Source organism: Paenisporosarcina sp. P4_B8 (assembly GCF_056402175.1).
The window spans coordinates 156,022-180,633 of sequence record NZ_JBFUHX010000002.1; the positions used below are offsets into that span (position 1 = coordinate 156,022).

The following is a 24,612-nucleotide window of genomic DNA, read 5'->3' on the forward strand; positions in this document are numbered from 1 at the left end:
AATATTCTTTCGTCAACATGCTGAAGCCTTCTCGGTTAATGAGACGGCTTTTTTCTATGGGGTAAAAGGCTTTTAGGCTGTTTCAGCAAGTACTATTTACACATTTCATCGTGTAATGAAAAAAAAATATAAAAATGGTGGAGGAAAGTGGGGGGATGTGGTACATTAATGACAATAAGTGGGGTGAGTAGGATGTTCATGGGAGAATATCAACATAGTGTTGATGCGAAGGGCCGTCTTATTATACCGGCAAAATTTCGTGAGCACCTTGAAGAGACATTTGTAATTACAAGAGGTCTTGATAACTGCTTATTCGGCTATCCTATGAATGAATGGCGAAAACTTGAAGAAAAATTAAAGGCGTTGCCTGTAACTAAAAAAGATGCCCGTGCATTTACGCGATTCTTCTTTTCTGGAGCAACAGAAGTTGAAATTGATAAGCAAGGTCGAATCAATATCCCAAGTACATTATTATCCCATGCAAATGTGGAAAAAGAATGTATTGTTCTTGGCGTTTCAAATCGAATTGAGATTTGGGCAAAAGATTCTTGGACATCCTATTTTGATGAATCCGAGGACTCATTTAACGATTTAGCTGAAAATATGATTGGCTTTGATATCTAGGGAAAGAAGTCTAAGAACGCGTCGTCGTGGTGCTCCTGCGGTTACTCGTCGCAAAATATAGTGCTAAGAAATTTCGCAACGCCTTCATAACCCACATCCAGTGGGCCAAAACGGAGAAGTCCACGTAAGCTCAACTCCGGCGCTGGAAGGCTCGATGCGAAAGTCTGCTTTCGCATGAGAGACTGTAGCTTAGGAGTAAGTTGGGCTTCGGAGTTAGTCAAAACAAAATTTAGGAGGACGAACAGTTGTTCAACCATACAACCGTATTGCTTCATGAAACCGTTGACGGATTGAACATTCGTCCAGACGGTACATATGTTGACTGCACCCTTGGTGGAGCGGGACATAGTGAATATTTAGTACAACAATTAAACGATCAAGGAAGATTGATTTGCTTTGATCAAGACACAATCGCAATCGAAAATGCGAAAATTCGTCTGTCAGATCATTTGCACAAAGTAATCTTTGTACATGCGAATTTCCGCTTCATAAAAGAAAAGCTTCACGAACTTGGCATCGAAAAAGTGGATGGGATCCTGTATGACCTGGGTGTATCATCACCACAACTCGATACCCCGGAACGTGGATTTAGTTACAACCATGATGCACCTTTGGACATGCGTATGGATACTTCTGCGCCACTTTCGGCCTATCACGTGGTCAACGAATGGGAATTCAATGATTTGGTCCGCATTTTCTATCGCTATGGTGAAGAAAAATTCTCAAAACAGATCGCTCGCAAGATTGAAGAAGCCAGAAAACATGCACCAATCGAAACAACGGGACAACTTGTAGAATTAATTAAAGATGGGATCCCAGCACCTGCCAGAAGAAAAGGCGGACATCCTGCGAAACGCGTTTTCCAAGCAATTCGGATTGCAGTGAATGATGAACTAGGAGCTGCTGAACAATCACTCCAAGATGCACTCGATTTGCTTGCATTAAATGGACGTATCAGCGTCATCACTTTCCACTCACTGGAGGACCGCATTACGAAAACCATTTTCAAAGAAGCAGCCTCATACCCGGATCTACCACCAAATTTACCTGTCATCCCAGAAGGCATGGAACCTATGTTGAAATTAGTAACAAGAAAACCGATATTACCAAGTGAAGAAGAATTACTTCACAATAATCGCTCTCGATCAGCGAAGTTACGAATCGCTGAAAAAATAAAGGATGAAGGACGTGTCTAAATGGCAATGCACGCAAAAACACAAACAACTTACATTAAGCAGCCTGTCGTTAATCCACAGCCTGCCATCCATCCGTCGACTAAGCCGGAACGGAAAATTTTTACTAAAGGTGAGAAAATATTATTTGCAGTCTTCGTATCAGTCATTGCATTGTTTTGTGTGATGATTTTACAGACACAAGCAAGCATTCACGCTTCTGCTCAAGACATTCGATCAATTGAACAACAAATCGATGAAACGAAAAAACAGAATACAGATTTGTCCATTCAAGTTAGTGAGCTCTCAAAGTATGAGCGAGTTTGGGAAAAAGCTAAAGCACTTGGCTTGAAACTGAACGAGCAAAATGTGAAGGTCGTACCGGGACAATGAAGAAGAAATTTCGATTTCAATGGGGAGCCTTTCTGATGTTATTGTTCTACGGAGGGCTCTTTTTTCTATTGTTGTCAAGGATGATATTTATTCAGGTCACGGGAGAAGCGGATGGGCAAGCGCTTGCAGCAAAAGCAGCCGCCAAATATGAAAGAGAACAAGTGATTACTTCGAGTCGAGGTAAAATTCTCGATAAAAACGGTGAAATTATTGCGGAAGATACATTGAGCTACCGATTAGTAGCGGTGCTCAGTCCAGAAGCAACGTCAAATGCAAAAAATCCACAACATGTAAATGATGTGGAGAAAACGGCAACTGTACTTGCTGAATACATTCCATTATCAAAAGAGAAAATAATGGAACGTTTATCGAAAGAAGGCGTTTATCAAGTTGAATTTGGTTCTGCTGGCAGAGATATCAGTCATGAAGTCATGACGAAAATTTCGGAGCATAAATTGCCTGGTCTCGTTTTTGTCAAAGATTTAAAACGTTTTTACCCAAATGGGACATTTGCTTCTCATTTAATTGGTTTTGCCGTGAAAGAAGAACAGAAAGATGGCACTTTCCAGACAGTAGGTAAAATGGGTCTTGAATCGATTTATAACAAGCAATTAACTGGGAAAAATGGAAAAGTGCAATACGAAAGTGATTTATGGGGGTATCTACTACCGAATTCTGAAGAAATGGTGACGCCTGCACAGGATGGGCATAACATTCATCTGACGCTGGATAAAACAGTCCAGAATTTCCTTGAAGATGCCATGAGTCGTGTTGAGGAACAGTATAATCCTGAGAAAATAGTAGCGATGGTCGCAGATCCGAAGACGGGGAAAATTCTGGCCATGAGCCAGCGTCCCTCTTTCGATCCGGAAACACGTGAAGGACTGACAACAAACTGGTTGAATGAAACTATTGAAAATACGATAGAACCAGGTTCCACGATGAAGACGTTTACGGTTGCTGCTGCCATGGAAGAAGGCAAATGGGATCCGAACGCTTGGTACCAATCGGGACAATATACATTACTCGACCGAACAATCCGTGACCACAATCGTACAGGATGGGGTACGATTACGTTTGAAGAAGGATTCCAACGATCCTCAAACGTTGCCATGGCTTATTTACTAGAGAGACTGGGTGACACCGTCTTCCTTGAATACTTGGACAAATTTGGCTTTGGCAAGAAAACAGGCATTGACCTGCCAAATGAAGCAAGCGGGGAAATTATCAGTAAGTGGCCGATCGACCGTCTGGTTTCTACGTTTGGTCAAGGATCCACTGTGACCCCTATGCAACTGATTCAAGCCGAAACAGCCATTGCTAATGATGGAGTCATGATGAAACCGTATGTTATCGAAAAAATAGTAAACCCCTCTACCAATGAGGTCATGCATGACTCAAAACCGGAACAAGCAGGTAAACCTATTTCTGCGGAAACTGCAAAAAAAATGCGGGAGTTATTGGCCTCTACGGTTACGGCTGAACACGGGACGGCTAAAAGATTTGAACTGACGGATTATACGGTGGCCGGAAAAACGGGAACTGCGGAAATTCCGGATGAGTTTGGACGCTATCAGAAAGGGTATGAAAACTATTTGTATTCATTTCTTGGCATGGCTCCCGCAGAAGATCCACAGTTGGTGGTATATGTAGCGGTTTCCAAACCGAAATTAAAAGATGGTGAAGTGGGATCCATTCCTGTTTCGGAAATATTCAAATCCGTGACTGAAAATAGTTTGAAATACATGAACATCAAACCACAGCAAGTAAAATCCATTCCATCAGTGACACTGCCGGATGTGAAAGATAAAGATTTGGCGATGGCTCAAAGTACCATGCTTGAACATAAAATGAATGCAGTGACTATCGGAGAAAATGGCAAAGTTCAAGAGCAGTTTCCAGCTGCTGGTACTGAAATTCTTCCAGGGAGTCTGGTCCTATTGAAAACACAAGGTCCTATCACGATACCGGACTTTACGAATTGGTCTAAACGTCATATTTGGGTATACCAAGAGCTTTCCGGATTAAACATTGAAGTCGTCGGAGAAGGGTATGTCGTAAGTCAAAGTGTTTCCAAAGGGTCGGTCGCGAACGAACAGACCCCGATCGTTATTAAATTGGAAACACCGGAAGAAACCAATAAAAAAATAGAACCACCGCCGGTTAAAGATGGAGAAGAAACACTTCCGCAAGATTAAATATTGAATAGGCACTCCATTCCTATCATACGTTGTTAAAAAACAAGGTGTGGTTAAAATGAAGGCAGGAGTGCCTCAGCAATTGAAAATCAGAGTTCGGTCAATGGTTCTTCTCTTTTTTTGCTTAAGTATTGCATCATTGGGGAAATTGATTTACATGCAATTTTTTCAATATGAATGGCTTACTGAGAAAGCAGAAGAGAATTGGGATCGTGAAATTCCATTTTCACAGACAAGAGGCAACATTCGCGATCGTGATGGTGAATTAATTGTAGGAAGCAAGCTCTCACCGACGCTGTATTTTATGCCTGCTCAAAATGAAGATGTTGAGAGTGCTGCTGCAAAACTAAGCAAAGCTCTTAATATTGACGAAAATAAACTGGTTGAGCAGATGAGTAAAAAAACATTCCTAATAAAATTGGCGCCTGCAGGAAAGAATATAGAGCTCGGTAAAGCGATTGAAATCCAATCCTTAAAAATTCCTGGTTTATATACAGGGGTTGACTATGTTCGAGATTATCCCCATGATGAAATATTGTCTCGGTTATTGGGGTTCACTGGATACGATCATGAAGGTCTAGCCGGTATTGAATATCAATACAATGAATTTTTGACATCGACAGAATCAACGCTCAGATTATTTACAGATGCAAAAGGCACTTCCTTACCCCATGTAAATGACGAATGGGGGAAAGGAAAGGATGGTTCGACGATCGATTTGACGATTGATTTAGATGTCCAAGAAGTGATAGAAAGAGAATTATCCCAGGCAATGAAGAAATATGATGCTGATCAGGCGATGGGAATTGCCATGAATCCAAAAACAGGAGCGATTCTGGGATTAGCTTCGTTCCCGACTTTCCATCCTTTACAATATGACAAAGTGAGTCCTAGCGTTTATAATCAGAACTTGCCGGTGTCGATGACATTTGAACCTGGTTCAACTTTCAAAATAATCACGCTTGCAGCTGCTCTTGAAGAAGGGAAAGTGGATTTAAAAAAAGAAGCTTTTTATGATCCGGGGTATGCGATTGTCGAAGGCGCAAGGTTGCGATGCTGGAAAAGGGAAGGTCATAAGCATCAGACTTTTTTGGAAGTGGTTGAAAACTCTTGTAACCCAGGCTTTATTGAACTAGGTCAACGTGTTGGACGTGACAAGCTGTCGCAATACATACGTGATTTTGGTTTTGGGCAAAAAACAGGATCATCCATTGCTGGTGAATCCTCAGGAATTCTGTTTTCTAAAGGAAGTTATGGACCTGTCGAACATGCGACTACATCGTTCGGCCAAGGAATTTCAACAACACCCATTCAACAAGTTCAGGCAGTATCAGCTGCTGTCAATGGCGGTACTTTGTTTCAACCCTATGTTGTAAATCGAATTTACAATGAACAAACGAACGAAGTGATAAAGGAAAACAAACCAACGAAAGTAAGACAGGTTATTTCTGAAGAAACATCCAAACAAGTTCGTGAAGCATTGGAATCAGTTGTGGCGAACGGCTCAGGCCGAAATGCATTCCGCGATACGATGCGCATTGGAGGGAAAACAGGGACTGCTCAAAAGGCTGTTAACGGTCGCTATGTAGAAGGGCAATACATTGTTTCGTTTATTGGCTTTGCACCGGCTAACGACCCTGAAATCGTGGTATATATCGCCATAGATAATCCAAAACACGTGTTGCAGTTCGGTGGAGTTATTGCTGCACCGATTGTAGGACAAATCATTGAAGATAGTGCTCCTTTTATTGGATTCAAGAATTCTGCCAAAGATCAACTTGAAAAAGAGTATCGTTGGGGAGATGCAATGCAATTGCGAGTACCTGAACTAGTAGGTCTCGAGAAAAATAAAGTGATTAAAATGGAAGAGCCTTTCAGAATTGAATGGCACGGGACGGGAAATAAAATCATCTCCCAGCTTCCAAAAGCAGACAGTTTACTGTCTGTAGACGGTACGGTTCATTTATACTTAGGTGAATAATAGTAATAACGACAACCATCGTTTATTTGAAGGAGAATACATATGACACTCGCAACAACACTTATGATTGTAGGGATTGGCTTTGTCCTTACGATACTGTTAACTCCACTTTTCATTCCGGCATTAAAGCGAATGAAGTTTGGTCAAAGTATCCGTGAGGAAGGCCCTCAATCCCATATGAAAAAAGCCGGCACCCCTACGATGGGAGGGCTTGTTTTTATTGTTTCCATTGTCCTCACGACTCTAGGCGTTGCTTTTTATTTGGAAATGTTAACCACACAAACGATTGTTTTAGTCATCGTGTTTGTCGGTTTTGGCGTCATTGGCTTTTTGGATGACTTTATTAAAGTTGTATTAAAAAGAAATTTAGGATTAACATCCTTACAAAAATTGATTGGGCAAATCGTTATTGCCGTAGCCTCTTTCTTCTTGTTAAAGCAAGGTCCATTTGAAACTACAGTAGGTATACCGTTCACGGACTGGTCAGTTGATCTTGGCTTTGCCTATGTATTATTCATGGTGTTTTGGCTGGTAGGATTCTCGAATGCAGTCAATTTGACAGATGGACTGGACGGCTTAGTTTCAGGAACAGCCTCCATTGCTTTTACGACATTTGGCGTATTGGCCATGTATTACAATCAACAAGATATTGCGATTTTCGCGTTTGCCGTAACAGGCGCACTTCTTGGTTTCTTAATTTTCAATGCAAATCCTGCTAAATTATTTATGGGGGATACTGGTTCGCTCGCACTGGGTGGAGCTCTGGCGATGGTTTCGATTTTAGTTAAGCAAGAGCTTTTGTTGCTGCTTGTTGGGATCATATTCGTTGCAGAGACGCTGTCCGTAATTTTACAAGTCATCAGTTTTAAAACGACTGGAAAACGAATATTTAAAATGAGTCCACTTCATCATCATTTTGAATTATCCGGCTGGTCTGAATGGAAGGTTGTCGTCGTATTTTGGTCAACGGCATTCCTTGCAGCCTTTATTGTCGTTATGATGGAGGTATTATAAATGAAAAGCATTACACAATTTACATCTAAAAAAGTGCTGGTACTTGGACTTGCAAAAAGTGGTGTCGCAGCTGCGGAGCTTCTCCACCAATTAGGTGCTTTTGTTACCGTCAATGACGCGAAACCATTTGAGGAAAGTCCAGATGCACAGAATTTATTGAGTAAAGGAATTACCGTCATTTGCGGAAGACATCCTGAGGATTTGCTGGACGAAGGATTCGAATATGTAATTAAAAACCCTGGTATTCCTTATCACAACCCGATTGTCAGTGACGCTATTTCCCGGGGAATACCGGTTTGGACAGAAATTGAACTTGCCTATTTAATAAGCGAGGCTCCATTTATCGGCATTACAGGTTCGAATGGTAAAACAACCACTACTACCTTACTTTTCCATATATTGAATCAAGGTGGTCAAAAGCCATTAATCGCCGGCAATATCGGTACGGTAGCTTGTTCAGTTGCTCAAGAGGCACAGGCGGACCAAATCATCGTAACAGAATTATCATCATTCCAATTGATGGGTATTGATCAATTCAAACCAAAAATCTCGATTTTGACTAATTTATATGAAGCTCATTTGGATTATCACGGATCTTTCGAAGAATATGGCGATGCAAAATTTGCAGTTACCAAAAATCAAACGTCTGAAGATATTTTCATTTACAATGCAGATCAACCAGCAGTGGTTAATTATGCAAGCAAAACTAAAGCAAAACTTTTGCCGTTTTCAACTAAAGGACGTCGTCAAGATGGAATTAGTGCGGATTCTGAACGTATCTATTGGCTCGGCGAACCATTCCTTGAAAGAAAATCAATTGCTTTGCCTGGAGAACACAATCTAGAAAACATTTTAGCTGCAGTTGCTACATCAATTTTAATGTCTTGTCCAAAAGAAACAATTGAGCATGTCTTGACGTCCTTTACTGGAGTAAAACATCGCACACAATTCGTACGCGAATGGAAGCAACGCAAGTTCTTCAATGATTCGAAAGCAACGAATACTTTAGCAACCAAGAGTGCACTCGCAGCCTTCAAGGAACCTGTCATATTAATTGCTGGTGGATTAGATCGCGGACATTCATTTGAGGAAATGCGTGAGTATATGGGGAACGTGAAAGTTATCGTGACATTTGGAGAAACGGCTGATCGTCTCATTGAGTTTGCCGAATCATGCGGAGTTAAAGGTTTGGAAAAAGTCGAGAATATTCAACAAGCCGTTCATGTCGCAACTGAGTTGTCAAAACCACATGATGTCATTTTGCTTTCACCAGCTTGTGCGAGTTGGGATCAATATGCAAACTTTGAGTTGCGTGGAGATGATTTCATCCAAGCAGTCTTTCAAATCAACTAATAAGAATAACAGACGAAGGGATGCCAAAACTGCAGAAAAGACCGACAAATGTTTTTCTGTTTACTAGTTTACTATTAACTGTCATTGGCTATTTTTTTGTATACTCTGCCGGATCTTACTGGGGGAAAGTGCATTACCAAGACAGTTTGCCATTCTTCTGGAAACAGGCAATGTTTGGCACATTGGGGATGGTATGTGCACTTGTTATGTCGAAAATGACGTTCCTTAGCAATCAGAAATTCTGGAAGATTGCTTATATTTTATCCATTCTTCTGCTTTTTTCGGTTTACATCCCCGGTCTAGGGATTGTAAGGAATGGATCCCAAAGCTGGATTCAAATCGCCGGTTTCAGCCTGCAACCTGCTGAATTCGTCAAGATTTCAGTCATTGGATTTCTAGCTTGCATGCTGGCACAAAAGTCTACTGGACTCAAAAGACGTTATGTTCAGCCCATACTGATTTGTTTGGTTCCCGCTGGAATCATATTGGTCCAGCCGGATTTTGGTTCAGCTTTTCTGTTAATTGTAGGTGGATTTTCCCTGTTGTTCATCGCGGGTTTTCCGGTGCGCTTCTTCGTTGGTATTGGGTCCATTGGCGTATTGGCACTCATTGGCTTGATCATTTCAGCACCTTACAGATTAAAGCGTATATATGCCTTCCTAGATCCATGGGAAGATGCATTGAATAGCGGTTTTCAAGGTACCCAATCTTTAATGGCGATCGGACCATCGGGATTGTTTGGTCACGGCTTCGGCCAAAGTCGACAGAAGTTCCTATATTTGCCCGAACCTCAAAATGATTTCATTTTCTCGATCATTGTGGAGGAAATGGGCTTTATCGGTGCTTTCTTGTTAATTGGGCTGTTCTGCCTGTTCTTGTACACGGGATATAGACTAGCCGTATTGGCGCCAACCAAAGAAGGTTTTTATGCGATTGCAGGAATTCAATCGATGATTGGTTTCCAAATATTTTTGAATATTGGGGTGGTCATTGGCTTATTCCCAGTAACAGGCGTAACACTACCCTTTATTAGTTACGGTGGCTCATCTTTACTTTCAACCTGGCTCATTGTCGGGCTAATTCTACGATTTTCAAAAGACTGATAGATAGGAAGGAGTGAATAACGTGGATAAAATTATCGACATTGAAGACCGTATACCAACGCTGAGAGAGCGCAGAAAAAAGAGAACAAATCGCAAGTTCACGTTATTGCTCGTCATTTTCCTAATAACTTTACTTGGTCTCCTCTATTTTCAATCTCCGTATAGTCACGTTCAAACCATTGTCGTAAAAGGGTCTAATTTAGCGACAAGTGACGAATATATTGATCGAAGTGGTATTCAAAAAGGACAATCCATGTGGGAAATCCGGACAAAGAATGCCGAAGAGATTTTACAAAAAAATGATTGGATTCAAGATGTCACAGTTAAGCGAAGCGGTTTAACGGCGGTAACAATTGAACTAAAAGAGTGGAAAAAAGCAGCCTATGTTCAAACAGAAGATGGCTTTGATTTGGTACTTGAAAATGGAACTGTATTTCATTCCTCGGAAAACCTAGCGCCGGTTGATGCCCCTGTATTAAGTGCGTTTGATAATCCAAAAGCAATGACTCGTATGGTGAAGGAACTTGCCAAATTAAACGGTGAAGTTTTGTCCATGATTTCACAGATAGAATCTGTTCCATCTAAGGCAGACCCTTACCGCATTCGATTATTTATGAATGACGGATTTGAAGTTAGGGCCGTAATTCCGTCATTTGCCGAAAAAATGAATTATTATCCATCAATCATTGCGCAAATCGGTGAATCTGAAAAAGGTGTCATTGACATAGAAGTGGGATCCTTCTTCCAGACATATGTAGATATGTATAATCCACAGCCAAAGGAGGAGGAGAAAGTTGAAGAAACTCCAGAATAAGCCTAATCGTTCGGTTGTGAATAAACGCATTATCTTTTCTTTAGTGTGCCTGGTGCTAGGCTTCATTTTAGCCTATTCCTACAGTCTATCGAGCAGTAAAAAGTTGAGCGGAGAGCCTACCAGCAGCAAGTATTTTGAACATGAGGAACGCTACAGGGAAGACCTTATTCAGCAAAAAGAACGAAATAAAGAGTTGGAAACAGAATTAGTGGCGAGACAACAACAAGTTCGCGAGATTGAAAAATCACTGTCAGGAAGTGAAGAGCAGTACGAGAGTCTGATAGATGAAGCGGAAGATTTGCGATTACTTCTAGGAATTCTTCCTTCCACAGGTGAAGGGGTAATAGTTCACCTTGAAGATGCCGAGTACGATCCAGCTTCAGTCAATCCAAATGACTATATTGTTCACGAAAGTCATGTATTCCAGGTGCTGAATGAACTGAAAATATCTGGAGCACAAGCAATAGCAATCAATGGACAAAGATTGCAAGCCAACTCGTACATAAAATGCAACGGTCCGGTCATAACGATTGATGGAAAACAGTTCCCTGCTCCATTCGTTATTGAGGCAATAGGTGATCCAACTGTATTAATGCCATCATTGAAACTCACTGGTGGTGTGCTGGATCAATTGCTTAATGATAATATTGTGGTAACAATCGAAGAAAAATCAAAAATACAAATGCCAGCGTTATAAGAAAAGCGGAAAGCGCCATTCTAGCCTGACTCCGGCGCTGGAAGGCCCGATTCGAAAGCTTGCTTTCGCATGAGGGTCTGAAGCTTAGGAGCAGGCTGGCGCTTGGAGCTAGACATAGAAAAGCGGAAAGCGCCACTCTAGCCTGACTCCGGCGCTGGAAGACCCGATTCGAAAGCTTGCTTTCGCATGAGGGTCTGAAGCTTAGGAGCAGGCTGGCGCTTGGAGCTAGACTTAGAAAAGCGGAAAGCGCCACTCTAGCACACCACCGCTACTTTTAGAATGGCATGGACAACCTCTTTACATGAAAGGAAGGAGCGGTTCAATGAAACAAGGTGTTTATGTCCGCTTCACGTTTATCTTATTAATTGTAGGTTTTATGGTTGCGGTACAATACAATACGGTACAAAAACCAGAATCACGGGATACGCGAGATATTTGGGAAATCAGGAAAGAGCTGTCGGCAGAAAAACAACTGCATTCAGAGCTTTTGTCAGAAATTAGAGATGTTAATGAAACCATTACAAAGTATGAAAATTTGCAGTCCGAGAGCCCTGCGCAAGCATTGAACGAAACGCTTGAAACGTTAAGAGCAAAAGCGGGTTTGACCGTAGTGACAGGACCTGGATTGGAACTGGTAATTGAACCTTCTTTGGAAGGAATTGCACTTGGTGACAATGTAACGGGTATCTCACCAGATTTACTCGTTCGCTTGCTTAATGAAATTAACCGTTTTAACGGGCATGCTGTTTCAATCGATGGGAAACGCATTATTCATTCCTCACCAATCAGGGATATTAATGGGCAGACGACAGTTAATAGTTTAAATGTCAGAACTCCGCCATTTAAAATTAGAATTGGAACGGAGACCATGGAAGACGCTGAAATGCTATACAACCATCTACAATCTTCTATGATTGCGGACGACTTCTTTATCGATAATCTGACTTTAAAGATAGGCGAACCAAAAGAGCAAATAAGTATTCCAGCTTATGATCAGCCCATTGAAAATGACTACTTGAAAAATACATCGAAAGGGGACTAACATATGTGGCTACCATTACTAGGATTAATCTTGGGTATATCTCTCGGATTACTAACTGATATTCAAATCCCTTCGGTGTATGAAAACTATTTATCAATAGCAGTTTTAGCAGCGCTTGATACGTTGTTTGGAGGTATTCGAGCACAACTTCAACATGTATATGATGACAAAGTGTTCGTATCTGGATTTTTCTTCAATATTGCGCTAGCTGCGGGACTAGCTTTTCTTGGCGTACATTTAGGCGTTGACTTGTATTTGGCAGCTATTTTCGCTTTCGGAGTAAGACTATTCCAAAATATAGCAGTGATTCGACGGATATTATTGACAAGATGGACGGAAAGAAAAGGGACTATTGACTAAAAAACAGTCGAATAGAAGGAAAATTTACAACTTTTGACGATTTTGCTTAGACAAGCTTGATAGAATGCAATAGAATGATGAGTAAAGAGTTGTTGAAGGAGGTGCCACGGATTGAATCAGACAGAATTATATGTTTCTCTTGATATTGGTTCTTCATCAATTAAGGTCCTTATCGGAGAGATGACGAACGGTTCCCTAAACGTTATTGGTGTTGGGAATGTAAAATCAAATGGAATTAGAAAAGGTGCAATTGTCGATATTGATGCGACCGTGCAGTCCATTAAAAAAGCAATCGACCAAGCTGAACGAATGATCGGAATGTCTATAAACGAAGTCGTGTTAGGAATTCCTGCAAATCAAGCCATGTTGCATCAAGTTAAAGGCGTGGTGGCAGTTAATAGTGAGAATCGTGAAATTACCGATGATGATTTAGATCGCGTGATAGACTCAGCACAAGTGATGTCGATTCCGCCTGAAAGAGAATTAGTCAATTTAGTACCCAAACAATTTATTGTGGATCATCTGGATGAAATTAAAGATCCTCGCGGCATGATTGGTATCCGTCTAGAAATGGATGGAACAATGATGACGACATCAAAAACGATTTTACATAATGTTTTACGTTGTGTGGAGCGTGCGGGTCTTCAAATCCGTGAAATATATTTGCAACCACTCGCTTCTGGCTATTTTGCATTATCAGAAGATGAAAAAAATCATGGAACCGCATTCATTGATATTGGTGGCGGTTCAACTACGATTGCTGTCTTCCAAGATGGTCATTTAACACACACATCCGTATTGCCGGTCGGTGGGGATCATTTAACTAAAGATTTATCGATTGTCTTGAAAACACCAACTGAACAAGCGGAAAAAATTAAACATCAATATGGACATGCCTTTTATGATGATGCATCTGACGACGAATTGTTTGAAGTTCCTGTGATTGGTGCAGAAATGAAAGAACAATATAGTCAAAGATACATATCTGAGATTATTGGCGTTCGTTTAGAAGAGTTATTTGAATTAGTCTTAGAAGAATTCTATCGTATGGGTCTTCAAGATTTACCTGGTGGAGTGGTCATTACGGGTGGGGTTGCAAAATTAGAAGGGCTTTCCCAATTGGCTCGCCATATTTTACAAACTCGCGTCAGACTTTATACACCTGAGTATATCGGAGTACGTGAACCGGGTTACGCTACAGCAGTCGGGTTAATACGCTACGCTTATATGGAAGATCAATTCTTTAACCGATTCGGTGGAAACAGTGCGTTAGGGCAACCAAAAAAACCTGAACAACATTCACCAGCTCCCAAAAAACAAAAACAGCAAACACAGACAAAAGAAGAAGACAAAGAAGGCGTGATGGGGAAAGCTCGCAAATTCCTCGATAAATTTTTCGAATAATAAACTTAGAGACTATTTGTAATTGAAGGAGGAAATGCGATGTTGGAGTTTGATACAAGTGTAGACCAACTTGCCGTCATCAAAGTCATTGGTGTCGGTGGTGGCGGAAATAACGCTGTAAACCGTATGATTGAACATGGAGTTAAAGGTGTAGAATTTATTGCAGTCAATACTGATGCACAAGCATTGAATTTATCAAAAGCAGAAGTGAAGTTACAAATCGGCGCGAAATTGACGCGTGGACTTGGTGCAGGAGCGAACCCTGAAGTAGGTAAAAAAGCTGCTGAAGAAAGCAAAGAACAAATCGAAGAAGCTTTACGTGGTGCTGATATGGTTTTCGTTACGGCTGGTATGGGTGGCGGAACTGGAACAGGTGCTGCACCTGTAATTGCACAAATTGCACGTGAAATTGGTGCTTTGACAGTGGGTGTTGTAACTCGTCCATTCACATTTGAAGGTCGTAAGCGTTCTACTCAGGCAATTGGCGGTATCGGATCGATGAAGGAAGCGGTTGATACATTAATCGTTATTCCTAATGACCGATTACTTGAAATTGTTGATAAAAACACACCGATGTTGGAAGCATTCCGTGAAGCGGATAACGTTCTTCGTCAAGGTGTACAAGGTATTTCGGATTTGATTGCCGTACCTGGTTTAATTAACTTGGACTTTGCTGACGTTAAAACTATTATGTCAAACAAAGGTTCTGCGCTTATGGGTATCGGTATTTCTTCTGGTGAAAATCGTGCTGCTGAAGCTGCTAAGAAGGCCATTTCAAGTCCTCTTCTTGAAACATCAATTGACGGAGCTAAGGGTGTTTTAATGAACATCACTGGTGGTTCAAACTTAAGCTTATTTGAAGTTCAAGAAGCGGCTGATATCGTTGCATCTGCGTCTGATGAAGATGTTAATATGATTTTCGGTTCTGTAATCAATGATAATTTGAAAGATGAAATTATCGTAACAGTAATTGCTACTGGATTTAACGAAGAACAAATTACTCATCGTACAACAAGAAGCGGTGGATTTAGTGCAGGGCGTGCTCAACAAGCTCAAGCTCCTCAACAACCACAACATGTTCCAACTCGTGAATCTAGACGTGAGGAAGCACCTTCTTACCAACAAGAAGCGCCAAGAAGAGAGCAACAAACTTCACATCAAGAAGATACGTTAGACATTCCTACGTTCTTGCGTAACCGTCAAAAGAGAAACTAAGTTAGAAAAGTGAAAAGCGCTAATCTAGCTCGACGCTGACGGTGGAAAGTCCGAATCGAAAACCTGTTTTCGCATGATTTTAGGTAGGAAGGCTAATGGCCCGACATCGTGTCGGGACGCCTTCCTGACCCACATCCTGTGGGCCCAAGCGGAAGTGCGAGCTGGCGCTTGTAACTAGACATAACAAAAGAAGCCCAACTTAAGTAGCTTAAATTGCTACTTAAGTTGGGCTTTTTTTGTCGTAGATTTTTTTAATAGAGATACAAGAACTGACATGTTTTGCGACGGACAAGTGATACCTTATTTGTAGGAGGTGAGAAAATGTATGCTGAAGTCTTGATCTCGATTAATACACTCATTAATTTTTCATTGCTTTCCTTTTCAAACAAAATGGGTTCGTTTCATCAAAAGTCTTGGCGATTATGGCTCAGTGCATTTATGGGTGGTGTAAGTGTTGTCCTGTTTGGTGGTGGTTTCCTTTCAATCGTTGCAACCTTTGTAGTTATGACGACAATTGCTTTTGGAATGAATCGCACCAATTGGATACTGGCAGCAACAAATACTTTAATTGGGGCTTTGTTTGCCGGTGGTCTACTGACAGTCATACAGCCACTTTTAGCCAATGCCAGCTGGTATGTAGTTTTGATGGTTGCAGGTAGTGTGTTGGTGTTTAGTTTAATGGGTGTCAGAAAAAATTGGTTCCGTGTCAATCTGACGGCCTTGAAAGATTCGTATGTCGGTCAAGTGACCATTCGCTTGTTTCAACAAGAATTTCAACTCACCTCATATTCAGACACTGGCAACCAATGCATAGAACCGTTGTCAGGCAATCCTGTTCATTTTATTTCTGCAGAAAAAATGAAATCATACCTCCCAATGGATTTGTGGCAGTATCTTTATGATTTTGAAGGAAGTTCATCTGAAAATTTTAAAGATGTTCCTTTATCATTTCGCTCTCAATTGCGATTGATTCGTCTCCAGACTGTTCAAAATGAATCGACATGGGCAATTGGCATTAAAGTTGATCATATCCGTTTGAAAGCAAAAACTGAGCAATCATTGGCACCGTGTTATATCGTTCTGACTAAAAACAGCAAACATTTTCCACGTCAAACAGATGTTATTTTGCATGCTTCAACATTATTCAGCTAATCATGGGAGGGCGAATGCTATGTTAATGAAAATTTGGAACAGACTGATCGAGCTATGGAGTCGATGGCGTAGTAAAGGAACATACTATATTGGCGGTAGTGAGTCATTACCACATCCTATGAATCGTGAAGAAGAAGCAAAAACGATTGATGCGTTTATGAATGGCAGTCTTTCTGCTCGTGACACGTTGATTGAGCGTAATTTGAGGCTTGTTGTCTATATTGCAAGACGTTTCGAAAATACTGGTACACATATTGAAGATTTAATCAGCATTGGCTCGATTGGACTTATTAAAGCGATTGAGACATTCAATACAGAAAAGAAAATTAAGCTTGCCACATATGCTTCACGTTGTATTGAAAATGAAATTCTGATGCATCTTCGAAAAACGAGCAGATTAAAATCTGAAGTTTCTTTTGACGAACCATTAAACTCGGATGCTGATGGCAATGAATTGTTACTTTCGGATATTTTAGGCACAGACGAACATATTATTGCAGAGGACGTTGAGAAAAAGATTGAACGTCAATTTATGTTTTCTGCAATTGATTTATTAGAAAAGAGGGAAAAATATATTATGGAATGTCGTTTCGGATTAAATGGTCAAGAAGAAATGACTCAAAAAGAAGTTGCAGATATGCTTGGGATATCTCAGTCTTATATTTCCCGATTGGAAAAGAAAATTATTCATGATTTGAGAGAAGAATTAAATCAACCAACAGCTTAATGGATGAAATTGGACGTATTGCAAAACGCATAGTTTCTTACGAGGCGGACACACTGATATGTATCACAGTGTTAAACAGTTCGGAGGAAAAAGCGATGGTACGTACAAAAGTCGAATTATGTGGTGTAGATACGTCAAAGCTACCTGTTTTATCAAACGAAGTGATGACACAAACTTTTATAAGGTTTCAAAGTGGAGATGAATTAGCAAGAGAAGAGCTTGTGATGGGTAACTTACGATTGGTCCTCAGTTTAGTCCAGCGTTTTGCCTACAGAGGAGAACAAGCTGATGACTTGTTTCAAGTGGGCTGTATAGGCCTGATCAAATCAATTGAAAACTTTGATTTAAAACACAATGTGCGTTTTTCAACGTATGCAGTGCCTATGATAATTGGAGAAATCAGAAGACATTTGCGTGATCATCATCCGGTACGTGTATCAAGGTCTTTGCGAGATATTGCATATAAGTCAATGAAAGCCAAAGAGCAGTATATCGCAGAACATTTACATGAACCCACTTTACAGCAGTTGTCAGAGATGATTGATATTCCCCATGAAGATATTCTATTTGCTTTGGATGCCATTCAAGAACCCATTTCGTTGCAGGAGCCTATTTATCACGACGGGGGAGACCCGGTATTCATGCTCGATCAGTTAAAAGATGAGCAAGTGTCAGAAGAATCCTGGTCCACTTATGTTTTTATGAAAGAAAGCATAAGCAAGCTAGACATTCGGGAGCAAAAAATATTAGCTAAACGTTATTATTATGGTGAAACCCAAACTGAAATCGCTAAAGAATTGGGAATTTCCCAGGCCCAGATTTCAAGGTTGGAGAAACACGCCATCCGTGTCATAAAAGAAGAATACAACATTGATTACAGATGAATCAATAAAGCTTTTATTCCTTTTCTGGAATAAAAGCTTTATTTTTTGTTTATGAACATAAACTGTAGAAAGGGGGAATGACCGTTGAAATTTACTGATATCCAACAGAAGGAATTTATTGAGGCAAGTGATGGCCGCATGCTCGGCTTCGTTAATGACGCTAGAATTTCAAAAGAAAATGGAACGATTGAATCTTTTTTCCTGGCAGAACCGAAAAAGATGCTAGAATTGTTTTCAGGCAATCGTCCAACAATTGTTATCAGATTATCAGATATTAAAGTCATTGGTAAAGATGTTGTCATCGTTCAGTCCAGAGGTTCTGAACAGGGATAAGCATTGAATATTCAACGCTTGATTGGTACAATATATAGACAATACCCATATCAAAAAGTTAGGAACTTCTAAAAATGCCAATACAGCGTAAACTTCAACAAATACAACAGCAAATCAGTCAGGCATGTGCCCGTGCCAATCGTTCTATCAACGATGTTCATATTATAGCAGTCACTAAATCTGTTACTGTAGAGAGAACGCAGGAAGCCCTATATGCAGGACTTAATCATCTTGGAGAAAATCGTCCGGAGGGTTTGCTGGCAAAACAAGCTGAAATTGACACGCCCGCAATCTGGCATTATATCGGTTCATTACAAACACGCAAAGTTAAGCAAGTCATAAACAATGTTCAGGTTTTGCACTCATTGGATCGAATGAGCCTAGCTGACGAAATTCAAAAAAGGGTAACCCAAAAGATTGATTGCTTTGTTCAGGTCAATGTTTCCGGTGAACAAGCTAAGCATGGAATTGAATTGAGGGATGTTCATTCATTCATTGAATCTTTAAGTGACCATCATCAAATACGCATCATTGGATTAATGACTATGGCACCAAATACGTCTGATGAACAAGTGATTCGCAATGTCTTTAAATCTCTCAAGGACATGCAAATGAATATAGCCAGCAAAGGCTATGTACATGCACCTTGTACAGAATTATCTATGGGTATGTCGAATGATTTTGAAATCGCAATAGAAGAAGGCGCCACATACGTCCGAATCGGTACAGCACTAGTCGGAGATGAAAGTGAGGATCTTACATGAGTATGAAAAATAAATTCAAAAACTTTTTTTACTTAGATGAAGAAGAAGAAATTCCAACAACGATTGAACGCAGAAAAGAGTCTCAGCCAATGCCTCAACCGACTGTTCGCAAAACGACAAAGGAAAGAAGAGTTGTGCAAGCAGAGTCAAATACAACGCCAAACATTGTGAGCCTCCAAAACTTACAAAAATCTTCAAAAGTAATCTTGGTGGAACCACGGGTGTATGCTGAAGCACAAGATATTTCGGAGCATTTGAAAAACAAACGTGCAGTTGTAGTCAATTTACAACGTATCGATAAAGATCAGGGAATTCGGATTGTGGATTTTTTAAGTGGAACCGTGTATGCTTTAGGCGGAGATATTCAGCGAATTGGCACCGATATTTTCTTGTGTGCACCCGATACCGTTGAAGTGGCTGGAGCCATTTCCGACTACTTTTATGATGACATACAATAATTGAGGTGTAATTAGTACTTATGGATTTTGTAATTTATATACTTAATGAAGCAATTTATGTGTATTCAATTTTACTGATCATCTATATTTTCATGTCTTGGGTACCAAGTGTGAAAGAATCGAGTATCGGTCGGATGTTTGAAAAAATATGCGAACCGTACTTAGAAGTGTTCAGACGCTTTATCCCACCTTTTGGAATGATTGATGTATCGCCAATTGTGGCTATACTTGTTTTAAACCTCGCACGTGGAGGATTGGCAACTTTAAGTGGACTTGTCTAACAGATTGCCTCACTTTCGTGGGGCTTTTTTTGACCATTGAAAGGAAGAGCAAAGATGGAACAAGTTTTGCAACATTTCCGTAAAGACGAACAATCATTTATCGAACAAGTCAGCGGATGGCTTAGGGAGACACAGGATCGCTATGCGCCAAAGTTGACTGATTTTTTAGATCCAAGACAGCAATTTATCGTACATGCCCTTATCGGTCAGAATGGAGATGTGTTAACGACGGCTTTTGGTGAATTTCCGGAAGCTGAAAGAAAACGTATGCTTATTTCCCCTTCATATTTCGCTGCGACTGATGATGACTATGACATCACAATGTTTTCGATTAAATACCCTTCGAAATTCATCAACATTGAGCACCCCGATGTTTTAGGCTCCCTTATGTCATTAGGATTGGATCGATCAAAATTCGGAGATATTCGCGTTGACGACAATCGAATTGAATTTGCGGTAGCTTCGGAAGTTGCAGATTTTGTGCGGATGCATCTTACCTCCATTGGCAAAGCCAAAGTTCATGTTGAAGAACTGCAACCTGATCATTCCTATTTAGAAAACCAGGATGTTTGGGTGGAGGAAACGCATACGGTAAGCTCAATGCGAATTGATACCATCATCGCTTCTCTATTTAATGTTTCCAGACAGAAAGCATCGCTGTTGGTTCATGGCGGAAAAGTGAAAGTGAACTGGACTGTTCGCGAACAACCATCATTCGAACTGCATGAATCCGATTTGCTATCTATTAGGGGCTATGGGAGAATTCGGATTGGCATGATTGAAGGACGTACAAAGAAAGACAAAATACGATTACAAATAGGGCGAATCGAACAAAATTCGTGAAATATATTCAAGAAAATTCGAATTATTGATGTCATCAACCACAATGAACGGTATAATAGTGGGAAATGATGCAGTAAGTAAAGGGGAGATTTTTGAAATGCCGCTATCACCACTAGATATTCATAACAAAGAGTTTGGTCGGGGGTTCCGAGGCTATAATGAAGATGAAGTCAACGAATTTTTGGACCAAGTGATTAAAGATTTCGAACTTCTAATCAAAGATAAAAAAGAATTGGAAGAGAAATTGAAGTCGTCAAGTGAGCGAGTTGGCCATTTCACAACTATTGAAATGACACTTCAGAAGTCAATCGTGGTTGCACAAGAAGCTGCAGAAGAAGTACGTCGAAACTCTCAAAAAGAAGCAAAGTTAATTGTTAAAGAAGCTGAGAAAAATGCGGACCGTATCGTAAATGAAGCGTTGACGAAAGCTCGCCGCATTGCCCTCGAGATCGAAGATTTGAAGAAGCAATCAAAAGTTTTCCGTAACCGTTTCAAAATGTTGGTGGAAGCACAACTTGATTTAATTAACACTGATGATTGGGATCACTTGATGCAATATGAAGTGGACACAACTCAGCTGGAAAGAATGGATTCAAAAGAAGACTAAGCACAGCTTGACGATTATGGAATCATTCCCTATAATATCTACATATTATAAGAAAAGCGAAGAACGTCTATATAGCAGGCGTTTGTAGCTAGACATAGTGAAACTATACACATTATTTTATATTAATACGCTGAAAGAGACAGTAGTTTGAAAGCACAGAAAAGCGATCCGGGGATGGTGGAAGCCCGGACAGGCGGCAATCAAATGAAAATCACTCTTGAGTAAAATCGCTGAACTTGATTTTGTAAGTGATTTCGGATTCACACCGTTAACGTGATCTAAGCTGGCAACTTCTTCATGTTGCAATTAGGGTGGTACCGCGAGTTATAACTTCTCGTCCCTTCATTGGGATGAGGAGTTTTTTTGTTTAGTTTAAGTTGATTGTCCCTGCAAGCATTGCGCTTGTCATATTAAGAGGAGGTTTTTTAATTGGAATATAAAAATACGTTATTGATGCCAAAAACTGAGTTCCCAATGCGCGGTGGTTTACCTACACGTGAACCGGCGATGCAAGAAAAATGGAATGAAATGAAACTTTATGAAAAAGTACTGGAGCGTACCAAAGGCCGCCCGAGTTTCATTTTACATGATGGTCCTCCATATGCGAACGGCGATATTCACATGGGTCATGCTATGAACAAAGTGCTTAAAGACATGATTGTACGACACAAATCTATGACTGGTTATTATGCACCGTATGTTCCTGGTTGGGATACGCACGGTCTTCCGATTGAGCAAGCTTTAACGAATAAAGGTGTCAATCGCAAAGAAATGACTGTAGCAGAATTCCGGAACTTGTGTGAAACATATGCTTATGAACAAATTGACCGTCAACGTGAACAATTTAAACGTCTTGGTGTGCAAGGTGATTGGGAAAATCCATATGTGACATTGAAACCAGCGTATGAATCACGTCAAATTGAAGTGTTCGGTGAAATGGCACGTAAAGGCTATATCTATAAAGGTTTAAAACCAGTTTATTGGTCTCCATCAAGTGAATCTGCTTTAGCAGAAGCTGAAATCGAATACCAGGACAAAAAATCTCCTTCTATCTACGTAAGTTTTGAAGTGACAGATGGTAAAGGCGTAGTTGCTGAAGGTACTAAAATTATTATTTGGACGACTACACCTTGGACAATTCCAGCTAATCTTGGAATTTCAGTAAATCCTGAATTCGACTATGTAATTGTGGAAGTTGCATCAACGCGCTATCTTGTAGCAAAAGCATTACTGGAGACTGTGGTAACTGCTCTTGAATGGGATTCTTATGAGATTGTTCAGACATTAAAAGGTGAACAAATGGATCGCATGGTAGCCAAACACCCTTTATATGATCGTGATTCGCTTGTAATGCTCGGGGACCATGTAACGGACGAGGGCGGTACTGGATGTGTTCATACAGCTCCTGGACACGGGGAAGAAGACTTCCAAGTTGGTAAAGCGTATGGACTTGAAGTACTTTCACCAATCGATGACCGTGGCGTATTGACTGCTGAAGCACCTGGCTTCGAAGGGTTATTCTATGATAAAGCCAATAAAGTTATCACAGAAGCTTTGGATGCTGCTGGTGCATTAGAAAAACTAACATTCTTTACACACTCTGCACCTCATGACTGGCGCACTAAAAAGCCAGTTATTTTCCGGGCAACAGCTCAATGGTTTGCTTCAGTTGAAGCATTCCGCGACCAATTATTAAAAGCAATTAAGGAGACATCATTCACTCCAGCATGGGGTGAGACTCGTCTCTTCAACATGGTCCGTGACCGTGGAGACTGGTGTATCTCACGACAACGTGTATGGGGTGTTCCAATCCCTGTCTTCTATGCGGAAGATGGAGAACCAATTTTAACAGAAGAAACGATTGCCCATGTTTCAAAATTGTTCCGTGAACACGGTTCAACGGTGTGGTTCGAACGTGAAGCGAAAGACTTGCTTCCAGAAGGATTCACACACCCAAATAGTCCAAACGGCCGCTTCACAAAAGAAACGGATATTATGGATGTTTGGTTTGATTCAGGATCTTCTCACCAAGCTGTACTTGATGAGCGTGAAGATCTTTCGTATCCAGCTGACTTATATTTGGAGGGATCGGATCAATATCGTGGATGGTTTAATTCCTCGTTAACGACAAGTGTTGCCATCAGCGGCCACGCCCCGTACAAAGGATTATTGAGTCATGGTTTCACACTTGATGGAGAAGGACGCAAGATGAGTAAGTCGATCGGAAACGTAATCGACCCTGCTAAAGTCATGAATCAACTAGGTGCTGACATTCTTCGTCTATGGGTAGCATCTGTCGATTACACTGCAGACGTTCGCGTAACGGACTCAAATTTCAAGCAAGTTGCTGAAGTTTACCGTAAAATCCGTAATACCTTCCGTTTCCTTCATGGGAATGTATCGGACTTCAATCCACAGACCGATCGCGTTGCTTATGAAGATTTACGTGAAGTAGATCAATACATGTTCATGAAACTGCAAGATTTGATCGAAACAGTTCGCAAAGCTTATGACAAGTATGACTTCCCAAGCGTTTACCATGCTGTAAACAATTTTGTATCGTCTGATTTGAGCTCATTCTACTTGGATATTGCAAAAGATGTTGTTTATATCGAAGGTGAAGACAATTCACATCGTCGTGCGATGCAAACTGTCATGTACGATACTTTGATCGCATTGTTGAAAGTGACAACACCAATTTTACCGCATACGACGGATGAGCTATGGGTCTTCATGACACAAGAAACAGAAGAAAGTGTACAACTGACTGACTTCCCTGAAGCGACAACTCATGATTCATTTGCAGGTTTACGTACGAAGTATCAACAATTGATGCTGGTACGTGACGATGTATTGAAAGCTTTGGAAGAAGCGCGTAATGCGAAAGTTATCGGTAAGTCACTTGAAGCAAAAGTTACGCTTTATGTGAAAAAAGAATTAGTGGAAGCATTTGACGCAAGCAAAGTGGACTTTGCACAATTCTTTATCGTGTCGGACTTTACACTTGCAGGTTCAAAAGAAGATGCACCAGCGGATGCTTTAAACCTTGAAGTTTCTTCTGTTGTCGTTACTAAAGCACAAGGTGAAAAATGTGAACGATGCTGGACGATTTCTTCCAATGTGGGAGAAAACGAAAAACATCCAACATTATGTCCACGATGTGCAGATGTAGTAGAAAAATATTACGTATAAA

General features: G+C 40.6%; 24 protein-coding genes and 1 other annotated feature. All 24 genes read left to right on the forward strand.

Annotation, left to right across the window (positions count from 1 at the left end):
- The first annotated feature begins 192 nt into the window (after positions 1-192).
- The 24 genes from mraZ (at position 193) to ileS (ending at position 24,611) form a co-directional block, all read left to right on the forward strand.
- Positions 193-624, forward strand: a complete 432-nt coding sequence (mraZ, locus tag AC1DSK_RS02835) for a division/cell wall cluster transcriptional repressor MraZ (protein WP_036659407.1) — start codon at positions 193-195, stop codon at positions 622-624.
- Positions 625-869: 245 nt separating this feature from the next.
- A complete protein-coding gene (gene rsmH, locus AC1DSK_RS02840) occupies positions 870-1,820 on the forward strand; it encodes a 16S rRNA (cytosine(1402)-N(4))-methyltransferase RsmH (RefSeq protein ID WP_477531318.1) in 951 nt (316 codons plus the stop codon).
- Positions 1,821-2,189 carry a cell division protein FtsL gene (gene ftsL, locus AC1DSK_RS02845; RefSeq protein ID WP_477598045.1) on the forward strand — a complete coding sequence of 123 codons (369 nt, stop codon included), beginning with the start codon at positions 1,821-1,823 and terminating at the stop codon, positions 2,187-2,189.
- On the forward strand, positions 2,186-4,387 hold the full coding sequence (locus AC1DSK_RS02850; RefSeq protein ID WP_477546582.1) for a penicillin-binding protein: 2,202 nt from the start codon (positions 2,186-2,188) through the stop codon (positions 4,385-4,387). Before ftsL ends, AC1DSK_RS02850 begins: the two co-directional genes overlap by 4 nt.
- A 58-nt stretch (positions 4,388-4,445) precedes the next feature.
- The gene (locus AC1DSK_RS02855; RefSeq protein ID WP_477546581.1) at positions 4,446-6,368 is read left to right on the forward strand and encodes a penicillin-binding transpeptidase domain-containing protein; all 1,923 of its coding nucleotides are present in this window, start codon (positions 4,446-4,448) and stop codon (positions 6,366-6,368) included.
- Between the two features lie 42 nt (positions 6,369-6,410).
- Positions 6,411-7,382 carry a phospho-N-acetylmuramoyl-pentapeptide-transferase gene (gene mraY / locus AC1DSK_RS02860; RefSeq protein WP_477531322.1) on the forward strand — a complete coding sequence of 324 codons (972 nt, stop codon included), beginning with the start codon at positions 6,411-6,413 and terminating at the stop codon, positions 7,380-7,382.
- Complete coding sequence (gene murD / locus AC1DSK_RS02865) at positions 7,383-8,735, forward strand: UDP-N-acetylmuramoyl-L-alanine--D-glutamate ligase (RefSeq protein WP_477546580.1); 1,353 nt, start codon at positions 7,383-7,385, stop codon at positions 8,733-8,735.
- 20 nt (positions 8,736-8,755) lie between these two features.
- Complete coding sequence (ftsW, locus tag AC1DSK_RS02870) at positions 8,756-9,838, forward strand: putative lipid II flippase FtsW (RefSeq protein WP_477546579.1); 1,083 nt, start codon at positions 8,756-8,758, stop codon at positions 9,836-9,838.
- A gap of 22 nt (positions 9,839-9,860) precedes the next feature.
- Positions 9,861-10,652: a cell division protein FtsQ/DivIB gene (locus AC1DSK_RS02875; protein WP_477546578.1), complete on the forward strand. Its 792-nt coding sequence runs from the start codon at positions 9,861-9,863 to the stop codon at positions 10,650-10,652.
- A complete protein-coding gene (locus tag AC1DSK_RS02880; RefSeq protein WP_477546577.1) occupies positions 10,633-11,349 on the forward strand; it encodes a DUF881 domain-containing protein in 717 nt (238 codons plus the stop codon). Before AC1DSK_RS02875 ends, AC1DSK_RS02880 begins: the two co-directional genes overlap by 20 nt.
- A gap of 322 nt (positions 11,350-11,671) precedes the next feature.
- On the forward strand, positions 11,672-12,391 hold the full coding sequence (locus tag AC1DSK_RS02885; RefSeq protein ID WP_477546576.1) for a DUF881 domain-containing protein: 720 nt from the start codon (positions 11,672-11,674) through the stop codon (positions 12,389-12,391).
- Between the two features lie 3 nt (positions 12,392-12,394).
- Complete coding sequence (locus AC1DSK_RS02890) at positions 12,395-12,751, forward strand: small basic family protein (protein WP_016427767.1); 357 nt, start codon at positions 12,395-12,397, stop codon at positions 12,749-12,751.
- Between the two features lie 111 nt (positions 12,752-12,862).
- Entirely contained in the window at positions 12,863-14,155 is a 1,293-nt protein-coding gene (gene ftsA, locus AC1DSK_RS02895) for a cell division protein FtsA (protein ID WP_016427766.1), read from the forward strand.
- 39 nt (positions 14,156-14,194) lie between these two features.
- Positions 14,195-15,370, forward strand: a complete 1,176-nt coding sequence (gene ftsZ, locus AC1DSK_RS02900; protein WP_477546575.1) for a cell division protein FtsZ — start codon at positions 14,195-14,197, stop codon at positions 15,368-15,370.
- Positions 15,371-15,691: 321 nt separating this feature from the next.
- Positions 15,692-16,522, forward strand: a complete 831-nt coding sequence (locus AC1DSK_RS02905) for a sigma-E processing peptidase SpoIIGA (protein WP_477546574.1) — start codon at positions 15,692-15,694, stop codon at positions 16,520-16,522.
- 19 nt (positions 16,523-16,541) lie between these two features.
- Positions 16,542-17,249: an RNA polymerase sporulation sigma factor SigE gene (sigE, locus tag AC1DSK_RS02910; RefSeq protein WP_016427763.1), complete on the forward strand. Its 708-nt coding sequence runs from the start codon at positions 16,542-16,544 to the stop codon at positions 17,247-17,249.
- Positions 17,250-17,344: 95 nt separating this feature from the next.
- Positions 17,345-18,133 (forward strand): RNA polymerase sporulation sigma factor SigG, encoded by a 789-nt coding sequence (sigG, locus tag AC1DSK_RS02915; protein ID WP_036659758.1) that lies wholly within the window; start codon positions 17,345-17,347, stop codon positions 18,131-18,133.
- Between the two features lie 84 nt (positions 18,134-18,217).
- Positions 18,218-18,466 (forward strand): YlmC/YmxH family sporulation protein, encoded by a 249-nt coding sequence (locus AC1DSK_RS02920; protein WP_016427761.1) that lies wholly within the window; start codon positions 18,218-18,220, stop codon positions 18,464-18,466.
- A gap of 74 nt (positions 18,467-18,540) precedes the next feature.
- Positions 18,541-19,230, forward strand: a complete 690-nt coding sequence (locus tag AC1DSK_RS02925) for a YggS family pyridoxal phosphate-dependent enzyme (RefSeq protein ID WP_016427760.1) — start codon at positions 18,541-18,543, stop codon at positions 19,228-19,230.
- The gene (locus tag AC1DSK_RS02930) at positions 19,227-19,688 is read left to right on the forward strand and encodes a cell division protein SepF (RefSeq protein ID WP_477546573.1); all 462 of its coding nucleotides are present in this window, start codon (positions 19,227-19,229) and stop codon (positions 19,686-19,688) included. The genes AC1DSK_RS02925 and AC1DSK_RS02930 overlap by 4 nt, the downstream gene beginning before the upstream one ends.
- Positions 19,689-19,708: 20 nt before the next feature.
- Positions 19,709-19,969 carry a YggT family protein gene (locus tag AC1DSK_RS02935; RefSeq protein ID WP_016427758.1) on the forward strand — a complete coding sequence of 87 codons (261 nt, stop codon included), beginning with the start codon at positions 19,709-19,711 and terminating at the stop codon, positions 19,967-19,969.
- Between the two features lie 54 nt (positions 19,970-20,023).
- Entirely contained in the window at positions 20,024-20,812 is a 789-nt protein-coding gene (locus tag AC1DSK_RS02940; RefSeq protein WP_016427757.1) for a YlmH family RNA-binding protein, read from the forward strand.
- Positions 20,813-20,909: 97 nt separating this feature from the next.
- Positions 20,910-21,419, forward strand: a complete 510-nt coding sequence (locus tag AC1DSK_RS02945; RefSeq protein ID WP_016427756.1) for a DivIVA domain-containing protein — start codon at positions 20,910-20,912, stop codon at positions 21,417-21,419.
- A gap of 121 nt (positions 21,420-21,540) precedes the next feature.
- Positions 21,541-21,764 (forward strand) — a binding site (T-box leader).
- Between the two features lie 84 nt (positions 21,765-21,848).
- Complete coding sequence (gene ileS / locus AC1DSK_RS02950) at positions 21,849-24,611, forward strand: isoleucine--tRNA ligase (protein WP_477546572.1); 2,763 nt, start codon at positions 21,849-21,851, stop codon at positions 24,609-24,611.
- Position 24,612 lies beyond the last annotated feature (1 nt).

Excerpts from the sequence above, each read along its gene's own strand:
- mraZ (WP_036659407.1), top strand. The coding sequence starts at position 193 with ATGTTCATGGGAGAATATCAACATAGTGTTGATGCGAAGGGCCGTCTT.
- ftsL (WP_477598045.1), top strand. The coding sequence starts at position 1,821 with ATGGCAATGCACGCAAAAACACAAACAACTTACATTAAGCAGCCTGTC.
- AC1DSK_RS02850 (WP_477546582.1), top strand. The coding sequence starts at position 2,186 with ATGAAGAAGAAATTTCGATTTCAATGGGGAGCCTTTCTGATGTTATTG.
- AC1DSK_RS02855 (WP_477546581.1), top strand. The coding sequence starts at position 4,446 with ATGAAGGCAGGAGTGCCTCAGCAATTGAAAATCAGAGTTCGGTCAATG.
- mraY (WP_477531322.1), top strand. The coding sequence starts at position 6,411 with ATGACACTCGCAACAACACTTATGATTGTAGGGATTGGCTTTGTCCTT.
- murD (WP_477546580.1), top strand. The coding sequence starts at position 7,383 with ATGAAAAGCATTACACAATTTACATCTAAAAAAGTGCTGGTACTTGGA.
- ftsW (WP_477546579.1), top strand. The coding sequence starts at position 8,756 with ATGCCAAAACTGCAGAAAAGACCGACAAATGTTTTTCTGTTTACTAGT.
- AC1DSK_RS02885 (WP_477546576.1), top strand. The coding sequence starts at position 11,672 with ATGAAACAAGGTGTTTATGTCCGCTTCACGTTTATCTTATTAATTGTA.
- AC1DSK_RS02890 (WP_016427767.1), top strand. The coding sequence starts at position 12,395 with ATGTGGCTACCATTACTAGGATTAATCTTGGGTATATCTCTCGGATTA.
- ftsZ (WP_477546575.1), top strand. The coding sequence starts at position 14,195 with ATGTTGGAGTTTGATACAAGTGTAGACCAACTTGCCGTCATCAAAGTC.
- AC1DSK_RS02905 (WP_477546574.1), top strand. The coding sequence starts at position 15,692 with ATGTATGCTGAAGTCTTGATCTCGATTAATACACTCATTAATTTTTCA.
- sigE (WP_016427763.1), top strand. The coding sequence starts at position 16,542 with ATGTTAATGAAAATTTGGAACAGACTGATCGAGCTATGGAGTCGATGG.
- sigG (WP_036659758.1), top strand. The coding sequence starts at position 17,345 with ATGGTACGTACAAAAGTCGAATTATGTGGTGTAGATACGTCAAAGCTA.
- AC1DSK_RS02925 (WP_016427760.1), top strand. The coding sequence starts at position 18,541 with ATGCCAATACAGCGTAAACTTCAACAAATACAACAGCAAATCAGTCAG.
- AC1DSK_RS02930 (WP_477546573.1), top strand. The coding sequence starts at position 19,227 with ATGAGTATGAAAAATAAATTCAAAAACTTTTTTTACTTAGATGAAGAA.
- AC1DSK_RS02935 (WP_016427758.1), top strand. The coding sequence starts at position 19,709 with ATGGATTTTGTAATTTATATACTTAATGAAGCAATTTATGTGTATTCA.
- AC1DSK_RS02940 (WP_016427757.1), top strand. The coding sequence starts at position 20,024 with ATGGAACAAGTTTTGCAACATTTCCGTAAAGACGAACAATCATTTATC.
- AC1DSK_RS02945 (WP_016427756.1), top strand. The coding sequence starts at position 20,910 with ATGCCGCTATCACCACTAGATATTCATAACAAAGAGTTTGGTCGGGGG.